Consider the following 19,488-nt stretch of genomic DNA (forward strand, 5'->3'; position numbering starts at 1 on the left):
GTGGGGACGGAGGCAGATCCCGATCAGGCTTAGAACCCCAATGGACAAGAAGGATGGTGCCGGAGCTTTAGTTTGGTAGAGAAAGTGGGGCCAGGCACCGTGCCTGGCCCGCTGTGCTTTAGTGCAAGTGGGGACAGGGGCAGCATTGTTTTGCTCTTAGAGCCCCAACGAGTAGAGAAGCCGGTGCCGGAGCTTTAGTGCTTTAGAGAAGTCGGGGTCAGGCACCACGGAGTTGAACCACCAGACCCGGTACGACCGCCACACCTAGTATCACCACCGCCACACCGAGTACCACCACCCCAAGTACCACCACCACACCAAATACCACCCACCCTTCCCCAAAAACTCCGTTTCCCCCACCCAACCTATCCAATCCACCCAAAATAAATGAAACATTTAATGAAATTTTACGTAAAGTTCTATAGAATAGAGAGTAATCATTCGAACTCATACTTTAAATACGTAATAAGGAAGGTTTCTTTTGACGATGAAAACGGCAATTTTAACCGATAGTACAGCATACATACCACAGGAACTGCTGAAGGAACTGGATATTCATCTGATTCCGCTCAGTGTCATTTTCGGTAATGAAACATACCAGGAGGAGCTGGAGCTGAGTGCAGAAGCTTTTTACACAGAGGTAAAAAGCCGCAATCAGCTTCCAACGACCTCACAGCCTCCAGTTGGAAGGTTCCTCGATTTATTCGAGGAGTTTTCCAAACAGTACGATGCGGTTATCTGTGTTCACTTGTCCTCCGGAATCAGCGGCACGTACAACGGTTCGATCGCAGCGGGGAATATGACGGACAACATTCAAGTCTTCTCGTTCGATTCCGAAATCAGCTGCATGGTGCAGGGGTTTTATGTGATTGAAGCGGCCGAAATGGCGCGGGAAGGAAAGGATCCGGAAGAGATTATGAAGCGGCTTGATGCGATGAAGCAAACGGTTCGTGCTTACTTTATGGTCGATGATCTGTCCAACCTTCAGCGCGGCGGCCGCTTAAATGGAGCGCAGGCATTGATTGGAAGCCTTCTTCAGGTCAAACCGCTGCTTCACTTTGTAGATAAAGTCATTGTCCCGTACGAAAAAATCCGAACGCGCAAAAGAGCGGTCAACCGGATTTATGAGCTTTTTGAAGAGGACGCCAAGCTTGGCCTTCCAATGAGGGCCGCTGTTATTCATGCCAACCGCCCGGAAGAAGCACAGGCAATGAAGGCAGAGCTTGAAGCGAAATACCCGCACGTCAAGTTTTACCTCAGCTATTTTGGCGCTGTAATCGGAACCCATTTAGGGGAAGGTGCACTTGGGCTGGGATGGTATATGGAATAACGAAAACAATCAGTCTTTGGCTGGTTGTTTTTTGTTTTTGTGTAAAAAAATGTTTATTATTTTCCGTATATTGTATAATTACCTTGACAATTCAAACTCGGGGTGGATTAGAGCATGAGAAAGCCAGATGATTATTTAGAATTGCTAGTAAAAGATGCTGATCCCTATATAAGCAATCTACAAAAAGGCTTCCAGTCTACTGAAAAAAAGTTAAGCACATCCTTAACCATCAAAAACATGGGAAAATACTTAGTCCGAAACATGAGGAATTATATTTTCTGGGGGAAGTTTTTCCTCCCATTTATTACAAGTGGCTCCCTATGGATTCCATACTATCCTTTCAATGCTTTCAATAGTGAGGCAAAGGTTTTCTTCCTATTTTGCATGTCTGTTTCAGCGGTATTGTATTGGAGGAGAGAGACTTTAAAAATAATGACGATTCCCGGGAATGAGTTTTTTAATTTAGGAGCATTTGAAAAATATAGAAAAGAAGAGTTTGAGGCCTTCATTAATCTAAGTAATGACCAATTTTTAATTCCTCTTTCAAAAAATTGAAAGAGGAATTAAAAATTCCAAATATTACGGAGAAATATTATACATCCACCGAATCGCGTATAAATGAACATAAAACTTACATATACGGGTTAGAACAAACAATTGATTCGAAAAATGAGGATATTCAAGATCTGAAAAACCAGTTGGATATGCTAAGGGACGAGCTTCAAAAGAACCAGCAGGATGATTCGGCTGTGAAAACTGTAATGGAAGAGCTGGAACAGGCCCTAAAGGTTACTCAAAAAGAAAAAGAGGTTTATAGCAGTATCGTTCGAAATTCGCAGCGCAACATGCAAATGTTTGTGGATAAAGATTTCCATTCTGATGTATTAAGGGAAATGAATTTCGATTATGATTACTCTGTTTATCAATTGAATAGAAAAAATGAATATGAATACTTAACTTCAAGTGGAGTTAATGAACATTTAATGGAAAAACAGATTATAATGAAAGAAAAAAGTAATGTGATCAATAGAGCGCATACCTATAAAGGGAAAACTGCTTTTGGAGAAAGTACAGTAGCAAAGTTAATTCCTATTTCTTTGAATAAAAAAATAGTGGTTCAGCTTCATTTATCGGATGAAGACATTGAAATACTGAACAACGAATTGCATGAGTTAAATAAAACGGCTAAAATTAAGATAGAATCCACAATTAATTTATTTTGGACTTGTTTGCTAATCCAACATTCTGTTGACGAGATAAAAAATCGATTAAAAGGGGCTGAAAATGTTGAGTAAATTAAAAGCTGCCTTGGAATGGAATAAAACTCTAGAGGAATTAATCTTAGAAGAACAAACAATTAGTAAAAAAAGAAATGAAGAAATTCTTGCACGAGCGGTTAAAATGAGAAAAAGCAAACTATCGATAACAAATAATAGAAAACCTATGAATGATCAAGGCTAGGAGCGGCCACTCCTAGCCTTTAATTTTTTTAGTAACTCTTTTGATTTTTGAAGAGCACTTTCATTTCGCTGCTTGCTAGCATCCGCTTCAGCATCGATCATCATATCCAAGCTTCTAGGATCAATCATGGGCATTAGTTTTTTCATTTTCGTCAACTCCAAAGAGTACTTTATTTTGTACTTTATTTTATGTCACAACTAAAGATTAATACACCAATTAGTACACTAGAAAATTTAATTTACTGCCTAATAATATCTTTTTACAGGTTAGACAATGGTCTCTCCTTCTGTTCATAATAAAAAGAAAAAGGAGTAAAACAATGTCCTCACTACAGCACCATCTCTTCGGCCGCCACCTTCTTGCCTCCGAAATTCCATTCCCCTTAGAAATGCCCGATAACGAAAACATCCAAAAAGAGAAAGGCCTCACAGGAACAAAAGGTAGATTCCAATGCGCACGCTGCCTCAATAACCAGCGTCATTTATTCGCTTCCTTCCACTGCGCCAAATGCGGCAGGCTTTGCACCTACTGCCGGTCCTGCATCATGATGGGGCGGGTCAGTGAGTGTGAAACGCTTTATAGCTGGATTGGGGATCCTCCGGTTATCGAGTCTGACTCGGGACTAGACTGGACCGGCACGCTTTCTCCTCTTCAAAGCAATGCATCGAATCGTATTATGGAGGCGATGGAGAATCGGTCAGAGCTCCTCGTCTGGGCCGTGTGCGGAGCGGGGAAAACGGAAATTCTATTCCAGGGCATTGAAGAAGCGCTGAAGCAAAACAAGCGGATTTGCCTTGCCACTCCGAGAACGGATGTGGTGCTCGAGTTATATCCGCGTTTTAAAAAGGCTTTTCCGAATGCCGATGCTGCTGCGTTGTACGGAGGAAGTGATGACCGCTGCAAATCCTCCCTCCTCCTTCTATCCACGGCCCATCAGCTTTTCCGGTTTAAACAAACGTTTGATTGCATCATTATTGATGAGGTGGATGCCTTTCCTTTCTCGATGGACGAGACGCTGAATGCCGCTGTTCAGAAAGCGCGCAAGCCGGAGAGTGCGCTCATTTATCTGACGGCTACCCCATCCCGGGACATGCAAAAACGGGCCCATTCCAAAAAACTCCCCTCTGTTAGGATCCCCGCCAGATACCATGGCCATCCTCTGCCGGTTCCCCGTTTTCAATGGATTGGGAGGTGGAAGGGGACGCTTCAAAAAAATAAGCTTCCGAAGCCTCTATTAAAATGGATCACAAATCGTTTGGACAATGAAAAGCAGGCTTTTCTTTTTGTACCGAGTATCCAGGTTCTTACGCAAGTGACCTCCATTCTTCAAACGCTGCACCCCTCGATTGAAGGGGTCCACTCTGAGGATCCCGCCCGCAAAGAAAAAGTCCAGCGGTTCCGGGATGGAATTTCTCCGATCATTGTCACGACCACTATTCTCGAAAGGGGAGTGACGGTTCCGAAAGCGGATGCTGGGGTTCTCGGAGCGGAGGAGGAGATTTTCACCGATAGCGCCCTCGTGCAAATAGCCGGCAGGGTGGGCCGGCATAAAGACTTTCCGGATGGAGACGTCGTCTTTTTTCATCACGGGAAAACAAACGCGATGCTTGAAGCGAGAATGCATATACTCAGCATGAATCGCGAAGCAGCCCGATGAGCTGGTGTATCCTCTGCCACAGTAAAATGCAGGAGCAGGTCACGTGGGGGATGCTGCTTGGAACAGATCCCGATCCTGTGGCGTGCTCTCCCTGCCTGGAAAAAATGACGAAAATAACGGGGCCGGTGTGTGCGAAATGCGGCCGGCCGATGGATAGTGCGAGCCTTTGTACAGACTGCGTCAGCTGGAACGAAAGGGAAGAGGGTATTTTAAAGGAGAACCGGTCTATCTACTCTTATACAGCAACCGTGAAGGAAGTGATGAACCGCTTCAAATTCAGAGGTGATGCAGAGATCATCCGTCTTTTCGAACAGGACATCCGCACAGCGGCAAAAAAAATTCCCCGCAAGGCCGTGCTTGTTCCCATTCCGCTCTCAGCAGAACGGCTGCAGGAAAGAGGGTTTAACCAGGCCGAGTTAATCGCAGGCTGCATTCGACGTCCCATCGTTCAGCCATTCAACAGGCTCACATCGGAAAAGCAGTCGAAAAAATCGAGAAAGGAACGGCTGGCCGGTGCCCCGCTATTTACTTTAAATCCGGAAGCGACCGTAAAGAACCTCTGCATCGTGATCATCGATGACATCTATACAACAGGAAACACTGTTTACCAGGCTGCAAAGCTACTTAAAAAAGCCGGTGCTCAAGACATTTCCTCTCTTACGTTAATCAGGGGCTAAAGGTTTTTCTCCTTCTTCCGATATTACAGGTAGAGTAAGATCATGAGGAGAATGTACAATGAATGAGTTAGCGAATTGCCCGAAATGCAATGCTCTCTATGTCCAGACACAATTTCGCACAGTATGCGCGGATTGCTATAAAATAGAAGAAAAGCAGTTTGAAACGGTGTACAGCTTTTTAAGAAAGCGGGAAAACCGGAAGGCGAAGCTTGAAGAGGTTGTGGAAGGAACAGGTGTACCGGAAGAGATGATCTTAAAGTTCATCCGGCTCGGAAGGCTGCAGCTCTCAAATTTTCCAAATCTCGGCTACCCATGTGACAAATGCGGAGGGGCAATCCGGGAAGGGAAGATTTGCCAATCCTGTACGAAAGACCTGCATGATCAGCTGGGCAGGCTCCAACGTGAGGAGGAGCATCAGCGTCAAATGGCCCAGAACAGTCAAAAAACGTTCTACTCCTTTACTCCCAAAAATTGAAAATACTATAAACTACCGGATAGAATAGACGATAAGAACGGTAGAAAGCACGTTAACTCTAATGGATGGAGGCGGTAAGCATGAAAATCAATAACTATAGTGTCAACGGAATCAATCCTTACAAGCGCAAGGACAGTCAGGTGGAGAAGGCAGGCCAGGTTCAGGCAAAGCAGGACAAAATTGAAATCTCCAGCGCAGCAAAGGAGCTTCAATCAACAAATAAGATCGCTGAAGCAAGACAGGAGAAAGTGGACCAGCTGAAGGCGAAAATCGAAAATGGCACGTATGAAATCAATCCGAAGGAAATTGCCCGCAAATTTGCGGACTATTATAAACAGCACTAAGAGGGAGGAACCGCCATGCATGCAGGCAAGCTCATACTGGCACTAGAGAGGCTCCTTGAGCAGCATCTGGACTTATATCAGACAGCTCTGGATAAAACAGAGCATCTGAAGCACAATCAAACGGAAGAGCTCAAGAAAGTATTGCAGCAGGAACAGCTTCTGGTGCAGGCCATTAAACAGACGGAAGCAGAACGGATCACCGAGGCTTCCCTGTTTCTCGGAAGGCACACAGATCTGACGCTTCGTGCATGCGCGGAAAAAGCAGAAGGAACGGATAAGGAGCGCCTGACCGGGTTAAAGGATGATTTTACCGAAGTCCTGGACAAGCTGAAGGCAGCGAACCAGCTGAACCAGCAAATGACCCAGCAGGCCCTTCAGTTTGTCACGATGTCCCTCGACATGCTGCTGCCGAGAGAACAGACCCCGAACTATCAGCGGCCAGATGCAATGAAAAAAACGGAACCGAATCGAAGATCCCTCTTTGATTCGAAAGCATAATCACGGAGGAGATCAAAGATGGGTTCAACCTTTGCAGGGCTCGAAATATCAAAACGCGGCATGTCCGCACAGCAATCCGCTCTTTACACGACCGGACACAACATTTCCAATGCGAATACACCAGGCTATACGCGCCAGCGTGTATCATTTGAAGCCACCCAGCCTTTCCCGTATCCCGGCCTTGAAAATCCAGCCATCGCTGGACAGCTTGGAACAGGAGTGGAAGCGGCTACCGTTGAACGGGTGCGCGACAGCTTTTTGGACGTTCAGTTTAGAGGCGAGAATACAAAGACGGGCTATTACAATGCGCGAGCCCAGGCACTTGAAAAAATGGAAGAGATCATGAACGAGCCTTCTGAGACCGGCTTATCGAAAACACTGGACCGGTTCTGGCAATCGCTTCAGGATCTTGCAGCGAATCCCACCAATTCAGGTGCCCGTTCTGTAGTAAAGGAACGGGGAACGGCTGTAGCTGAAACCTTTAAATATTTATCAACCTCCTTAAAACAAGTGCAGGAAGACATGAAAAGCGAGCTGGATCTGTCCGCGAAGCAGGTTCAGTCTCTTGCCGCCCAGCTCGGCAATATCAATAAGCAGATTTCAGAAATTGAACCGCACGGCTATCTTCCAAACGATCTGTATGATGAGCGGGACCGTATTATCGATGAGCTCTCCACTTTAGTTCCGATCAAAGTAGGCGAGCCGAAGAAAAGCGGTGGAAATGCCCTGCCGATCGCCGAAGGAATGGCTGTCATCGAAATCGTCGGCAAGGATGGAGCTTCACTCGGCAAGCTTGTCGACGGGACCTCCGCTTCCACAGTGGCTGTGAACTACCAGGATGGTCTAGTGTCCGGCATCAGCCTGAACGGGGCGGCTATTAATTTGACGGAGCTTCAAAACACTGGAAAAATTCAGGGTCTCGCCAACACCCATGGCTACATCGATAATGGAGCCGAAAAAGGGGTCTACACAGAGATGCTGAACGACCTTGACAGCCTCGCGGAATCGTTTGCTGCGGAGTTTAATAAGGTCCACAGCGATGGATATAACCTGAAGCATTTTGAAACCCCTCCAAAAGCAGATGGAACGGGAGTGGACTTCTTCACTTACACGGGCGGCAAAGGGGCAGCCGAAAGCCTGCAGCTTTCAGCTAAGATTATGGAATCTCCTGATTACATTGCTGCTTCCAGCAAGGCTTCCGGACAGATTGGAAACGGGGACAACGCGATTGCATTAGGCGAAGTGAAAAACGGGACGATTTCTATCAACGGGAAGAGCACGACCATCCAGAATTACTACGAGGGCATGATCGGAAATATGGCCGTACAGGCTCAGGAAGCAAACCGGATGCTGAGCAACAGCACCATCCTTAAAGATTCCGTCGAGCTCCGTCGCCAATCGGTCAGCGCAGTCTCTCTGGATGAGGAAATGACGAATATGATTCAGTTCCAGCATGCGTATAACGCATCTGCCCGCATGATTTCGATGCAGGATGAGCTGCTGGATACGATTATCAATAAAATGGGATTGTAGGTGAACGAACATGCGCGTAACACAAGGAATGCTAGCCAATAATTCACTCCGCCACCTTAGCTCGAGCTATGATCGCATGGGAAACCTGCAGGATCAGCTTTCGACAGGCAAAAAAATCACCAAGCCCTCTGATGACCCTGTTATCGCGATGAAGGGCATGCAGTACCGGACCGGGCTGACAGAGGTTGAGCAATACAAGCGGAATCTTTCCGAAGCGTATCAGTGGATGGAAAACTCAGAAGGCGGGATTGAACACGCAACCCAGGTGTTCCAGCGCGCCCGGGAGCTCTTTTTACAGGCGAAGAATGGAACAAACAGTGACGAGGATTTAAAAGCGATCGGTGCGGAAATTGGGCAGCTGAAGGAAGACTTGGCGAGTGTCGTCAATACCCAGGTAGCGGGACGCTACATCTTTAACGGGGATGCAACGAACAAGCCGCCGGCAACGGTCAATCCGGATGGAACGGTCACCTTTGCTCCGAATACGAATCAGGTTAAGATCGCGATTTCCAACGGGGTTCAGCTCGAAGTGAACACCAACCCATTAAAAGCCTTCGGTGGAGAAGTAAGCGGGGACAACCTGTTTGCGACTTTTAAGAGCATTGAAGACGCCATCAACAATGCGGATATGTCGAACTCCGATGAGCTGCTTGGCAAAATGGATCAGCATTTTGATACATTGAACGCTGAACGGGCGGTTCTCGGAGCCAGATACAACCGCCTTGAATTAATTGACGACCGCATCGGACAGCAGGAAGTAACAGCAAACCGTGTTCTTTCCGACAATGAAGATGCGGATATCGAACGGGTGATCACGGAGTTAAAAATGCAGGAAAGCGTCCACCGTGCTGCACTCAGTGTGAGCTCCAGAATCATTCAGCCTACTTTAATGGACTTTCTCAGATAAAACCAAAAGCTGTCTTTCTTAGAAGGCAGCTTTTCATTTAGGAGCTGATCTACATGCAGATTCCGCAAATCCGGCTTGAGAGCACACACGGGAAAATCAGTTTAACGACTATCCAAGGAAAAATGGAGCAGCAGCAGCCAAAGGCTGATCTCTCCATTCGTCAGCCAAAGGCCGACCTGTCAATTGAAACGCTTCCAGGCATTTTGACCATTGATACAACAGAAGCCCGGGCAGACGTCGATTTGAAGCATCTTTCAAGAAGAGTTCAGGAATTCGCCCAGCAGGGGTACCAGGGGTGGCTGGATGGCATGGCAAGAGTAGCGGCCCAGGGGGATGAGCTGATGCGGATTGAAGCGGGAGGAAACCCCATTCCAGAGCAGGCCAGGCAAAACAGCGAGCCGCAAGTCTACGACTTCAATATCGGCTTTGTACCAAGAGCCAGCAGCGTGAAGGTCCAGTACGAACCGGCAAAAGTGAAAATCGATGCCGAGCCCCGCAAGCCGGAAATCGACGTCCAGCTAAACAAACCAGTTCTTGACTATACTCCCGGGGAAGTTCAAGTCGGCATGCTGCAGTATCCAAGCCTCAAGATTGATTTTGTCAGCATCGACATCAAGGTATAATGAATAACAAAAAGGTGGGACATCATGCTCAAAACGAAATATCACGGTGAAGTGGATATCAACGAAGCGCAAATCCTGAAGTTTGAAGGGGGCATTCCCGGGTTTGTGGAGGAAAAAGAATTCGCCGTTCTCCCGCTAGAAGAGAACTCGCCCTTTCTGATTCTCCAGTCAGCCGCGACACCGGAGCTCGCCTTCGTCGTCACAAGCCCATTTCTTTTCTTCAAAGACTATGAATTTGATTTAGACGAAAACACGGTGGAAGCCCTGAGCATCGAAGACGCCCAGCAAGTGCAAATTATGGTCATCCTCACCGTTCAGGACCCATTTGACAAAACAACCGCCAACCTGCAGGCACCGATTGTCGTCAACGAAGTGACCAAGCAGGCAAAACAAGTCATCCTGAACCACCCATCCTACAAAACCAAGCACAGCATCGTGCAATAGGGAGGCAGGACTATGCTCGTACTGACAAGAAAACTCAATGAAACCATTCAGATCGGCGAAGACATCGAAATCACCGTCGTCGGCATCCAGGACGGCCAAATCAAGCTCGGCATCAGCGCCCCGAAGCACGTCGACATCCACCGCAAAGAAATCTACTTATCCATCCAGGAAGAAAACAGCAGCGCTGCTTCCCTATCAGCAGACCTGCTTAAACATTTGAAGAACCCCAAGCCTTGAGCCAAACACTCAAGGTTTTTATTTTTTTTCCAAAAACCTATTAAACCCCCACCAAAAAATCCGATATAAACTATGTAACAAGCAGTACCTAAAGGCGGCCGACTTGAAAGCACTGCTTGCAAATAACCACATGGATGTGGAACCGAAAATCAGGGAGGAAATAATAAAATGAGAATTAATCATAATATTGCTGCGCTTAACACTTACCGTCAGTTGGGTAGTGCAACCAACGCTCAAAGTAAATCTATGGAAAAATTATCTTCAGGTCTTCGTATTAACCGGGCTGGAGATGACGCTGCAGGTCTTTCAATTTCCGAAAAAATGCGTGGACAGATTCGTGGGCTAGAGCAATCTTCAAGAAATGCGCAAGATGGTATTTCATTAATCCAAACAGCTGAAGGCGCTTTAAATGAATCACATGCAATGCTTCAGCGTATGCGTGAATTAGCAGTGCAGGCTTCGAATGATACGAATACTACTGATGACAGAGGAGCTATTCAAAAGGAAGCTGACCAGCTAGCAAAAGACATAAACCGAATTGCAAAAGACACACAATTTAACGGTCAATCTTTACTGACAGGTGCAGGTGGACCAAATGGAGACGGAACATTTGCATTTCAAGTTGGTGCAAACGAAAGCCAACAAATTACGTTAACTGTTGGAGATATGACCGGTGGCACGGGATTGTCAATTGCGGCTGGAGATACTGAAGCTGATGGTGCAATTGATATTTCAAGTGATGCTGCTACTGCAACTGGTGCAATTACTACAATTGATGCTGCTATCACGAAAATTTCAGGTGAGCGTTCAAACTTAGGTGCTTACCAAAACAGATTAGAGTACGCTATTAATAATGTTGACACATCTGCCGAAAACCTAACTGCCGCAGAATCTCGTATTCGCGACGTAGATTATGCTTTAGCTGCATAAGCAGTGAGAAGCACAGTCGTCCTAGCTGGTAACGGCTAGAGATCATAATCGGGTGAATTGCTGGAAACCCCTTAAGCTTTTCTTGCCACAACGCAGCTGGAAACGGCAGACGTGAGGGCTTTAAAAAAAGAAGAGATTGGGCAATCAGCAGCCAAGCTCCTGTGAGGAAACTCTGGAGAAGGTTCAACGACTAGGATATACCATCTAAGGCAAAAGCTATGGTGATGAAATCCGTAGGTGAAGCAATGGTCATCAGCATTGCGAATCCGAAGTGCCCGACCCCTACTGGAATGCTAGAGGGTGAAGATATAGTCTGGTCATTTATGAAAGTAAATGTTCGCACGATGGCGAAAGAAATGATGAACCAAACAAAGAATTCTATTCTTTCTCAAGCAGCACAAGCAATGCTGGCTCAAGCCAACCAACAACCACAAGGTGTACTTCAACTTCTTCGTTAATAACAAAGAGAAGCTCTCAATCCGAGAGCTTCTTTTCTATTTCAAAACAAAATTGAATCACCTTGCTTATCCTCAATCCCGTCATCGCTTGGATTTCCAGCAGCTCATCCAGGTGGTGCGGCAGCAGTACGATTTGATAAGACTTCTTCGCTTCCTCTGTCTCTCTTTGGTAATACATTGAAACGGACAACAACTGTTTCCTGACTAGTTGAAGGTTATTTAAAGCTTGATGAATTTGAAATGTAGGTTTAACCAGCTTAATTTTTGCAGGTAGGTAAATGGAGGTTCGTCTAGCTGAAGTGCTCTTTTTAATAACAAAAGGAGTAAGCTGCTTCCTCTTCATACTATGATGCAGGTAAGGAGCCGTGTATTTCATAAAATGATAGATTTGCGGCTGGTCGTACAGCAGCATCCTTTTCTTCGAATCTACAGAAAAGGATAAAGAGAATTTTTCCTTCAAAAGAGATTGCAGGAATTGGATCTCTATTTCTGTGAAGGACTCTGTAGATAGTATGATTTTCTGAGGAATATTTCTATTAAGTTTTAAACTGCCGTCATCTTGATACCAAATCGCGCTAAGGCAAGCGGGCTCAAGTATTGTTCCAATAATGAACAGGGTAAAATTTTCTTTCCACTTGGATACCACTTCTCCTTAAGCCACTCAACAGATTGTGAAGTCCTGCTTTGTACGTAAAATACTTCTGTAAACCCGGAGTTAACTCTCGGGTCTGGGACTTTTCTATAGACCGGCTTATTCAAAGGCAGTTCATTTTTCAGCATCTCATAGCAATAAGTACACCACTCCTTATCTTTAGCTGAATGAGAGAACCGAAACCGGGGTTTTCTCCCTGGCTGTATAGAAATATTGGCGTCTCCTAAAAGCTTTCCAGTAATAAATTCCATAGACTTTTCAGAAATCCATTGTTTGAAAACAATCACCACCTAAAGAACGTTTGTTCTTATAGTATATATTATTTTTTCTAACACACCCTTCAATATAGCTCCGATGACAAAAAAGAAATAAAAGTCGGCTAAAAAAATGAAGAAATTCCCAGAGGTTGGTATACTAAATATAATAGAATCAGTAAAGGTACAAATCATATAACGCAGGTGTGCCTCCCAAACGAGATTGAACCCATTGATACACCATGATGTCTCATAAAATTTATTAAAAGCTAAAAAAACAATCCGCTCTAGTCATGAATCAGCTCGCACCTACCTAAATCGTGCGTAGGCAGTGATAGAAGAAGAGGATGTAGAGTAAAGAAAAATAACTGAAGGGGTGAACCGATTATGGCAATTATGGATGAAAAAGTGAAATTTGAAAACAATTTTTCTAATACACTAGTTGAAATTGCAGCGGTTACTGGCCCATCTGGCATCGGTGCGGGCAGAGCAGGTGATGATCAGCTATGGACAGCATCAATTGAATTGATTGCCTGGAAAGATATAAATTCATCTGAACCTGCTGTAAGAGAAGAAGTCCGGTTGCAATGGCTCGTGACGGATGAGGAATGGGAGCAATCGAAAAAATTATTGGACCCTTATTCCATTATCAAAGTAAAGGTTCGCCAATCCCAAACCTCCATGATGCTGGTTGAAATTGTAGAAGCACACTTTAAGGAACAGGAGCTTGAGACAATTTTGGGGGAGGCCCAAAAACCGGTTTATTATGATGATGAGTTGCTGGGCCGGTTTGAATTAGATAAAAGGGTGAAGAGTTTTGACGCAGAGAAAATCTGGGGAAATTACAGGTGTCATTTAACATTTGATTATGACGAAAACAAAGAAAATATGGCTTCTGCATTGCGTACGGCACAGCTTCTTTTTTCAGATCAAAATAACTGGGATACGAGAATGAAAAAGTTTGCCTCTTGTGAACTTCTTGAATTGGCGAATGATTGGCTGGATAACATCAATGAAGAGATTACATCTGATATGTTCACAGACCGGATCTGCATTACCAATATCTCAGTCTATCCTGGTGGGGATTTCACAATATTCTTTGAGGATGGAGATTTATTTTTAGGTCATACAATCATTGTAGCCGGTAATATCGATGGAACCTTTGAATCTGCAGAAATAGCAGGCTAACATACCATGGTTCACCACTCTTTTTAGTGGTGAACGGTCTATTAAACCAACACCACCGCCTCCTCATCCTCCTCATAATAAATCGTCGTCATCTGCCGGTTCATGCTGCTGACGAAGCTGCTGTATTGGTTTGCGAGGGCGGTCATGGAGGCTTTTTGCTGGGTGATGGCTTCCTGCTGTTGGGTTTGATTTTTTTGGATTTTGTCGCTGATTTGGTCGATGAGTTCGCCGGATTGGGCTTCCATTTCCGTTTGGACGGTTTGGGTGAGTTTCATTCCGGCTGCGTTTAGTTCATCCAGCAGGTTTTGGAAGGTGCTGGCTTTATTGGTCAGGTCCTGCTCCGGTACGAGCTGGTGCAGGAAGGACTGCTTTGGCATGGTGATCCCTCTTTTCTTAGATTAGCTTAAACATTTGAGCGATTTTTTTGTCTTCATCGAAAAAGTCTTCTAGGGAGGACTTAATTTGCTGGATTTGTTTTACTCCTGCTTCCTGTTCGTTCTCGTGGTAGTGGAATAGCTCCTGGAAAGCTGCGGTGTTGGCGGGAGGAATCGGATAAATGCTTTCCTGTACATCGATTTTGGTTACTTTGTATGCGGTCGTGCTATATCCGAGCTTGCTCTGGGCCCAGCTGATATCCGATTCTGTTGTGGCAATCGCTCTCATTAATGTGTCTTTTCTAAAGATGTAATCGTCATGATATTCTCTTTGATACGTTTCTTTTATTTGTTTGAGGATGCTTTCTTTTTCTTCATAAATGGCCAGCCCTTTTTTAAAAAGCCGGAGGGCTGAAGAAAGATTGATAATGATTGGCTTGCCGTTCACGACTTTAGCCTTGTACATATCATCGCCCTCATAGGAGAAGCCATCTATCGAAAGTGCACTGATGACAGCGTCCAGGAGGTGTGCTTCTGTCGCCATCCCAAATTTGTCCAGCAGTTCTTCTAAGATCGTTTTAATGGAGCCAAAGCCAGCCTTAAATTCGTTGAACTCGGTTTTGATAATGTCGGAGGTGTTCATCAGCATGTCGACTTGCTGTAAAAACCCGATAAGATCCCCGTGGAGAAGCTTCTCTAAAGAGGCGACATCCCCAATGTTTCCAATGGCGTCCTTTATCGTTTCCAGGTTCTCTACCATCCCATCTATGACCGACTCGATTTTTTCTCTTTCCTCAGAGGATACGGTGCCAACGATGGACAACAAAGCTGGCAGCTCATCCTTCAGGCTTGTCACCCTTGTAATCATGAGAACAACATGGTCCTTCATGGAATTTATCGTTTTCGCGGCAGTAATGGCATTCTCCGCCCGCTCAACAGGATTCAAAGTAGTGAGGTTCAGATCCTTAAGCGTTTCAAAAGAATCATCCCAGAACTTTTTATCATAGCCGGTTACCCCAAAAACAATCCCGTCAATCCCGTCCTTTTCATAATAAGGCGCAATCTCGGCCAGCTTCTTTTGTATCACCGCGAGGTCCTCATCCGACACATTATCGAGTACGCCTTTCAGTCCATCAAAATCAGGATTCGTCTCAATAATATTCCGGTCCCCGAAAAACAGAAAGCCGCGAAAGCCGGAAATAGCATAGAGAATTTCATCAGCGGATGTAGTGTGGTGGATGTTTTTGCCGCGTTCCTTGTAATAATCGGTAGCGAATTTTTCGAGATCGGCGCTTGGGATGGAGTAGATGTCGTCGAAATTGTTTACAGGGATGCTGAAGTAATCACTAAGCTGTAACCAAAACTCCTGATCGATATATGCAAGCTGATAGGCACTTGGAGGGGCATCATTAAATGCGTATACTTCCTTAAAGTGGCCTTCTTGCAGCTGCAGCATTTGTATTAAATTCCCTCCAAGAGAATGTCCAATTCCGTAGCGGGATAGTTCAAGATCATCGTAAGAGTGACCATTGTTTTTTCCAGTTTCAATTTCCTTCGCAATCTTTCTTTCTATCTCTTTGTTCACCTTGTTTTGAAAGCTTGATGCAGCTTCATACTGTTCCCGATTCCTGCCTGTATATATTCCAAACGTATTATACAGCCAGTCTAATGGCTCCCCTGTACCGCTATCTTCTCCCATTTCACTGCCTCTAGTTATTGTATAAGACTGATTGATTCCTTTTTCAGGATCAAAAAAGTGAATAACAGTGCCATCAAAGCCCGTATCCTTGCCTTCGCTGTACCCCTTGGATCCTGAATGGTAAATAGTAATATGTATAGGGGGAGGAGATCCTGTTTCTTCAAGGTATATTTGCCTGATTTTGTCCTGAAATTCTTTAATTTCTTCCTTAGAAGGATCTTTGGGAATACTGTATTCAAGTTTAGCAATCCTGGCCCGCAGCATTTCGGTGGAGAGAACTTCATGGGAATTTTCACTGTTTACCATTGTCATTGCTCCTGTTTAAACTGGACAGATTTCATGATTTTAATTGCTGTATTCTCCAAATTCTTTACGTTGGCATTGCAAGTTTTATCCTCTTTTTTGCATCTTGTGTTAAAAATAAATTCAACCGCTTGATCACTGTTTTCTGCTTTTATAAAACTGAAATAAACAAAGGCATTCGAATTTTTTAATTCAGAGGTTTTTTTTGCGAAATACATTGTTTTTCCTTTAGCCTTTATCTCTTCAAATGTTCCTTCGTATCCTACTGAAACAGATAGCAGTCTTTGTTTTTCTTCAATGTCTTGTGTGCTTGGTTTATTCTCGTAGGTTATTCGTGTGGTTATGGATGCTCCATTTGATTCATAGCCATACATAATAGCCTCGAACGCATTGTCTCGTTTTTCATTACCGAAATCTTCAGAAATCACAGCATCCGAAGGAAGGAACATCGTATAACCATCTGTTTTAGATTTAAAGGTGAAATACCCCTTATCACTCTCTTCCAATGAAGTTAAGTAGCTTTTTGTAAACTCATCTTGTACTGCTGCTGCTTTAGAGGCTTCACTGGGAGTGCCTTCCCCTTGAACAGTTCTCTCTTCAGGATTCTTATTCATGTCGCAGCCCCCAATAATCAGTAAATTAAGGATAATACCAAGTTTAATGAGCCGATTCAAGATTTTGCCCCCTCAAATGCCACGAATCACGTCATTTAATTATTACCACGTATTCCCACTGGCTCACAATACAAAACGGATATTTGCATTATTTTCACTTCTTTTATCTCAGGTATTTATACATAAATTTTAATGCGGTCTAGGATTTTAGTCGGGGGTTGGTCAAGAGGGACATGAAGTAAATGAGTGCGTTTCATAAAACTCGCAGTCTTTATTATTTTCATAGCAGTTTTTCCGTGGCTTGTCTAAGCTGATTAACAGCTGATAGTATTCTTCATAATAATCGGTAGCGAATTTTTCGAGGTTGGTGCTTGGGGTGAAGTAGCTGTCATTAGGATTTATAATAGCAAGTTTCTTCTTACCATTCAGCAGGAAAGCGTGGCCAATATAAGCAAGTTAATAGGCGCTTGGAGGCCCTTTTTAAACCCCCATTTTGAAGAAATAGCATTTAAATCAGATTTCCCCCGAGTGAATGGCCCAGTCCATTTACTGCACCTACTCAAACGCAATAGATTCCACTATTTTTTCAGCAATTTGTTCATGCTTTTCCATACTCGAAACACATGACTTGTCCGCTTTCTTGCAAGTTGCACTATACATGAAGCGTACACCTTGATTGCCCTCCTTGGCTTTTATAAAACTAAAGTAGTTATAGGCAATTGCATCATCCAGGTCAGTGGTTTTTTTGCCATAGTAAATGCTTCGGTTCTGTTTGTTTACTTCTTCATATTTTCCATCATAACTTACTGAAGTTGATAATAAATCCAAATTGGCTTCGATATCTTTTGTGATGGGAAGGTTCTCGTAAATGCTTTGAGTGATCATATCGGCCTTTTCCAGAGTTCCGGTAAACATGACGGCTTCCATGTTATTTCCCTTTCTCTCATTGCCAAATCCATTGGATAGGACTGCATCAGCTGGAAAAAGCATGGAGTAGCCGCCGGTTTTAGACTTGAATTCATAAAATCCTTTTTCCTTTTCCTTAGTGGAAGTTAAATAACCTCTTGTAAACTCATCTTGCAAGGCTGCTGATGCAGGGGTTTCGCTTAAAGTGCCTTCCCCTTGAACAGCTTTCTTCTCAGGATTCTCAGTCATGCCGCAGCCCCCAAGAATAAGTAAATGAAGGATAATGCCATATTTAATGAGCCGATTCAAGATTTTGCCCCCTCAAATGTCACAATTAATTTAGACCTCGATCTTTTTAAAGATAAGGATTGGTCTGAACGTATTCCGGTTTTGCAGTACGTTATTCACTTCCTATTAAAAGCGATGGAATGTATGATTTTTTTTGCTATTCTTTCTTGTTCCTCCGCATTCCCTAGGCAGCTCTCATCGCTTTTCTTACATGATGCTCCATAGATGAAACGAACACCCTGATCCGATTCGTTTCCTTTTATATAACTTATATACTTGTACGTAGTATACTCTTCTGACTCCATCGTCTCTTTTCCATAGTAGATTGTTTTAGAGTCTTCCTTAGATTTACTATAGGAATCTTTATAGCCTGATGAACTTGATAACAATTCTAAGTTTTCTTCTAGATTTTTTGTAATTGGGTTGTTTTCATAGGTAATCTGAGTATCTATGCTGGCATGGTCAATTTCAGCAACATAGATGATAGCTTCGTAAATATTTTCATCTAATTGGTTTCCGAAGTCTTTTGAAATAACAGCTTCAACGGGGAGAAGCATGGTGTAACCGCCTGTTTTTGATTTGAACTCATAAAAACCCTTTTCCACTTCTTTAGTAGAAGTTAAATATCCTTTGGTAAAGTCATCTTTCAATGCTGGTGTTTCTTGCTGAGCGGATTCTGTGCTTTATCCACAGCCTCCAATAATTAATAAACTTATGAGTGTAAAAATACTTTTGTTTAATTTCATAAAAAACCCCCTCAAATGCACGCATCCATAGATAATAAACTTCCCCTGCCCTACGATATAAAATGAGATTGCAATGCGGGGAAAGCAGACATCTTACAATCATTCTATCCTCTATTGAAAGTCACAGACTTCATGATTTTGAGTGCTGTTTTTTCATGCTCTGCTTCAGCAGATTGACAGGCATTATCTGCTTTTTTACAGCTGACATTATAGATGAACTCTAATGCCTGATTGCTGTCCGCAGACTTAATAAAGCCAAAGTAGTTATAACTCATAGTTCCTTCAATTTCAGATTCTTCACTTGCATAGTAAATCCTCTTGCCCTCCTCTTTAAGTTCTTCATATTCGCCTGTATAGCCCGAAGTGTTTGATAATAAATCCAGATTAGCTTCTACATCTTGAGTTTCCGGTTTGTTTTCATAGGTGGCATCTGCCATAATCTTTGTCTCTTTTCGTTCTGCTCCATAAACGATGGTTTCATAGGACGTTTCTCTTTGTTCATTAAATTCTTTAGATATGATTGCATCAACAGGAAACAGCATGGTGTAGCCGCCAGTCTTTGATTTAAATAAGTGATACCCGTCTTCCGTTTCTTTTGATGAGAACAGATAGCCTTTTGTAAAATGGTCTTTTTCAGCTGCTGTTCGTTCCTGAACAATTCTTTCATCAGGATTTTTACTTATACCGCAGCCAACGTTCATGAATAAACTAAAAATAATGCCAACCTTCATGAGACTCTTCAAAATGTTACCCCCTTACTCCTTAAAAGCAACAGACTTCATTATTTTAACGAACTTCCTGTTCAAACTCACTTTGCTTTGACAGCATCTGAAGTTTAAAGATGAATCCGGAAATTGTGCAAACACCCTCCCTAATGTCCATTGTGACAT

The 19,488-nt window shown here is 43.8% G+C and carries 23 protein-coding genes and 2 pseudogenes; 17 read left to right on the forward strand and 8 right to left on the reverse strand.

All coding sequences use genetic code 11. From position 1 onward, the window contains the following. Positions 1-487: 487 nt before the first annotated feature. The 4 genes from ACQCVE_RS08325 to ACQCVE_RS08340 all read left to right on the forward strand — a co-directional run bounded on the left by ACQCVE_RS08325 (position 488) and on the right by ACQCVE_RS08340 (position 2,791). Complete coding sequence (locus tag ACQCVE_RS08325; RefSeq protein WP_426843352.1) at positions 488-1,330, forward strand: DegV family protein; 843 nt, start codon at positions 488-490, stop codon at positions 1,328-1,330. Between the two features lie 114 nt (positions 1,331-1,444). Continuing rightward, positions 1,445-1,885: a hypothetical protein gene (locus ACQCVE_RS08330; protein ID WP_426862394.1), complete on the forward strand. Its 441-nt coding sequence runs from the start codon at positions 1,445-1,447 to the stop codon at positions 1,883-1,885. A 194-nt stretch (positions 1,886-2,079) separates the two neighbouring features. Next, positions 2,080-2,625 (forward strand): hypothetical protein, encoded by a 546-nt coding sequence (locus ACQCVE_RS08335; RefSeq protein ID WP_426862396.1) that lies wholly within the window; start codon positions 2,080-2,082, stop codon positions 2,623-2,625. Further along, the gene (locus ACQCVE_RS08340; RefSeq protein ID WP_426862398.1) at positions 2,618-2,791 is read left to right on the forward strand and encodes a hypothetical protein; all 174 of its coding nucleotides are present in this window, start codon (positions 2,618-2,620) and stop codon (positions 2,789-2,791) included. The genes ACQCVE_RS08335 and ACQCVE_RS08340 overlap by 8 nt, the downstream gene beginning before the upstream one ends. Here the strand turns inward: ACQCVE_RS08340 and ACQCVE_RS08345 are convergent. Beyond that, positions 2,788-2,937 (reverse strand): hypothetical protein, encoded by a 150-nt coding sequence (locus ACQCVE_RS08345; RefSeq protein WP_426862399.1) that lies wholly within the window; start codon positions 2,935-2,937, stop codon positions 2,788-2,790. The two genes, ACQCVE_RS08340 and ACQCVE_RS08345, sit on opposite strands and share 4 nt — an antisense overlap. Positions 2,938-3,110: 173 nt before the next feature. Here ACQCVE_RS08345 and ACQCVE_RS08350 point away from each other — a divergent pair, with 173 nt between their 5' ends. The 12 genes and pseudogenes from ACQCVE_RS08350 to ACQCVE_RS08405 all read left to right on the forward strand — a co-directional run. Next, positions 3,111-4,448 (forward strand): DEAD/DEAH box helicase, encoded by a 1,338-nt coding sequence (locus ACQCVE_RS08350; protein WP_426862401.1) that lies wholly within the window; start codon positions 3,111-3,113, stop codon positions 4,446-4,448. Further along, a complete protein-coding gene (locus ACQCVE_RS08355) occupies positions 4,445-5,125 on the forward strand; it encodes a ComF family protein (protein ID WP_426862403.1) in 681 nt (226 codons plus the stop codon). The genes ACQCVE_RS08350 and ACQCVE_RS08355 overlap by 4 nt, the downstream gene beginning before the upstream one ends. 58 nt (positions 5,126-5,183) lie before the next feature. Next, positions 5,184-5,600 (forward strand): TIGR03826 family flagellar region protein, encoded by a 417-nt coding sequence (locus ACQCVE_RS08360; protein WP_426842909.1) that lies wholly within the window; start codon positions 5,184-5,186, stop codon positions 5,598-5,600. A gap of 80 nt (positions 5,601-5,680) precedes the next feature. Continuing rightward, positions 5,681-5,944, forward strand: coding sequence for a flagellar biosynthesis anti-sigma factor FlgM (gene flgM, locus ACQCVE_RS08365; RefSeq protein WP_426862405.1), 264 nt, complete (start codon positions 5,681-5,683; stop codon positions 5,942-5,944). 15 nt (positions 5,945-5,959) lie between these two features. Continuing rightward, the gene (locus ACQCVE_RS08370; RefSeq protein ID WP_426862406.1) at positions 5,960-6,442 is read left to right on the forward strand and encodes a flagellar protein FlgN; all 483 of its coding nucleotides are present in this window, start codon (positions 5,960-5,962) and stop codon (positions 6,440-6,442) included. Positions 6,443-6,460: 18 nt separating this feature from the next. Continuing rightward, positions 6,461-7,975 (forward strand): flagellar hook-associated protein FlgK, encoded by a 1,515-nt coding sequence (gene flgK / locus ACQCVE_RS08375; RefSeq protein ID WP_426862408.1) that lies wholly within the window; start codon positions 6,461-6,463, stop codon positions 7,973-7,975. A gap of 10 nt (positions 7,976-7,985) precedes the next feature. Further along, positions 7,986-8,882: a flagellar hook-associated protein FlgL gene (gene flgL / locus ACQCVE_RS08380; protein ID WP_426862410.1), complete on the forward strand. Its 897-nt coding sequence runs from the start codon at positions 7,986-7,988 to the stop codon at positions 8,880-8,882. Positions 8,883-8,935: 53 nt separating this feature from the next. After that, positions 8,936-9,505, forward strand: coding sequence for a DUF6470 family protein (locus ACQCVE_RS08385; protein ID WP_426862412.1), 570 nt, complete (start codon positions 8,936-8,938; stop codon positions 9,503-9,505). 21 nt (positions 9,506-9,526) lie between these two features. After that, positions 9,527-9,949 carry a flagellar assembly protein FliW gene (fliW, locus tag ACQCVE_RS08390; RefSeq protein ID WP_426862651.1) on the forward strand — a complete coding sequence of 141 codons (423 nt, stop codon included), beginning with the start codon at positions 9,527-9,529 and terminating at the stop codon, positions 9,947-9,949. Positions 9,950-9,961: 12 nt separating this feature from the next. Next, positions 9,962-10,186 carry a carbon storage regulator CsrA gene (csrA, locus tag ACQCVE_RS08395; RefSeq protein ID WP_426862414.1) on the forward strand — a complete coding sequence of 75 codons (225 nt, stop codon included), beginning with the start codon at positions 9,962-9,964 and terminating at the stop codon, positions 10,184-10,186. A 168-nt stretch (positions 10,187-10,354) separates the two neighbouring features. After that, entirely contained in the window at positions 10,355-11,116 is a 762-nt protein-coding gene (locus ACQCVE_RS08400; RefSeq protein WP_426862416.1) for a flagellin, read from the forward strand. Between the two features lie 341 nt (positions 11,117-11,457). Next, positions 11,458-11,574: pseudogene (locus ACQCVE_RS08405) on the forward strand (flagellin); the annotation flags it as partial. Between the two features lie 16 nt (positions 11,575-11,590). Here ACQCVE_RS08405 and ACQCVE_RS08410 read toward each other — a convergent pair. Next, positions 11,591-12,477, reverse strand: a pseudogene (locus tag ACQCVE_RS08410) (endonuclease). A gap of 390 nt (positions 12,478-12,867) precedes the next feature. On the opposite strand from ACQCVE_RS08410, the gene ACQCVE_RS08415 reads away from it, so the two are divergent. Next, complete coding sequence (locus tag ACQCVE_RS08415; protein WP_426862418.1) at positions 12,868-13,668, forward strand: DUF2262 domain-containing protein; 801 nt, start codon at positions 12,868-12,870, stop codon at positions 13,666-13,668. Positions 13,669-13,709: 41 nt separating this feature from the next. On the opposite strand, the gene ACQCVE_RS08420 is transcribed toward ACQCVE_RS08415, so the two are convergent. From ACQCVE_RS08420 to ACQCVE_RS08445, 6 genes are all read right to left on the reverse strand, one after another. Then, positions 13,710-14,045 (reverse strand): hypothetical protein, encoded by a 336-nt coding sequence (locus tag ACQCVE_RS08420; RefSeq protein WP_426862420.1) that lies wholly within the window; start codon positions 14,043-14,045, stop codon positions 13,710-13,712. 16 nt (positions 14,046-14,061) lie between these two features. Beyond that, positions 14,062-16,047 carry a DUF6792 domain-containing protein gene (locus ACQCVE_RS08425; RefSeq protein ID WP_426862422.1) on the reverse strand — a complete coding sequence of 662 codons (1,986 nt, stop codon included), beginning with the start codon at positions 16,045-16,047 and terminating at the stop codon, positions 14,062-14,064. A gap of 2 nt (positions 16,048-16,049) precedes the next feature. After that, positions 16,050-16,658, reverse strand: a complete 609-nt coding sequence (locus ACQCVE_RS08430) for a hypothetical protein (RefSeq protein ID WP_426842893.1) — start codon at positions 16,656-16,658, stop codon at positions 16,050-16,052. A 555-nt stretch (positions 16,659-17,213) separates the two neighbouring features. After that, the gene (locus tag ACQCVE_RS08435) at positions 17,214-17,873 is read right to left on the reverse strand and encodes a hypothetical protein (RefSeq protein ID WP_426862424.1); all 660 of its coding nucleotides are present in this window, start codon (positions 17,871-17,873) and stop codon (positions 17,214-17,216) included. A gap of 95 nt (positions 17,874-17,968) precedes the next feature. Then, positions 17,969-18,502, reverse strand: a complete 534-nt coding sequence (locus ACQCVE_RS08440; RefSeq protein WP_426862426.1) for a hypothetical protein — start codon at positions 18,500-18,502, stop codon at positions 17,969-17,971. A 200-nt stretch (positions 18,503-18,702) separates the two neighbouring features. Next, on the reverse strand, positions 18,703-19,341 hold the full coding sequence (locus ACQCVE_RS08445; protein WP_426862428.1) for a hypothetical protein: 639 nt from the start codon (positions 19,339-19,341) through the stop codon (positions 18,703-18,705). Positions 19,342-19,488 lie beyond the last annotated feature (147 nt).

The sequence above is a fragment of the Metabacillus sp. 113a genome (assembly GCF_050107635.1).
Lineage (GTDB): Bacteria > Bacillota > Bacilli > Bacillales > Bacillaceae > Metabacillus_B.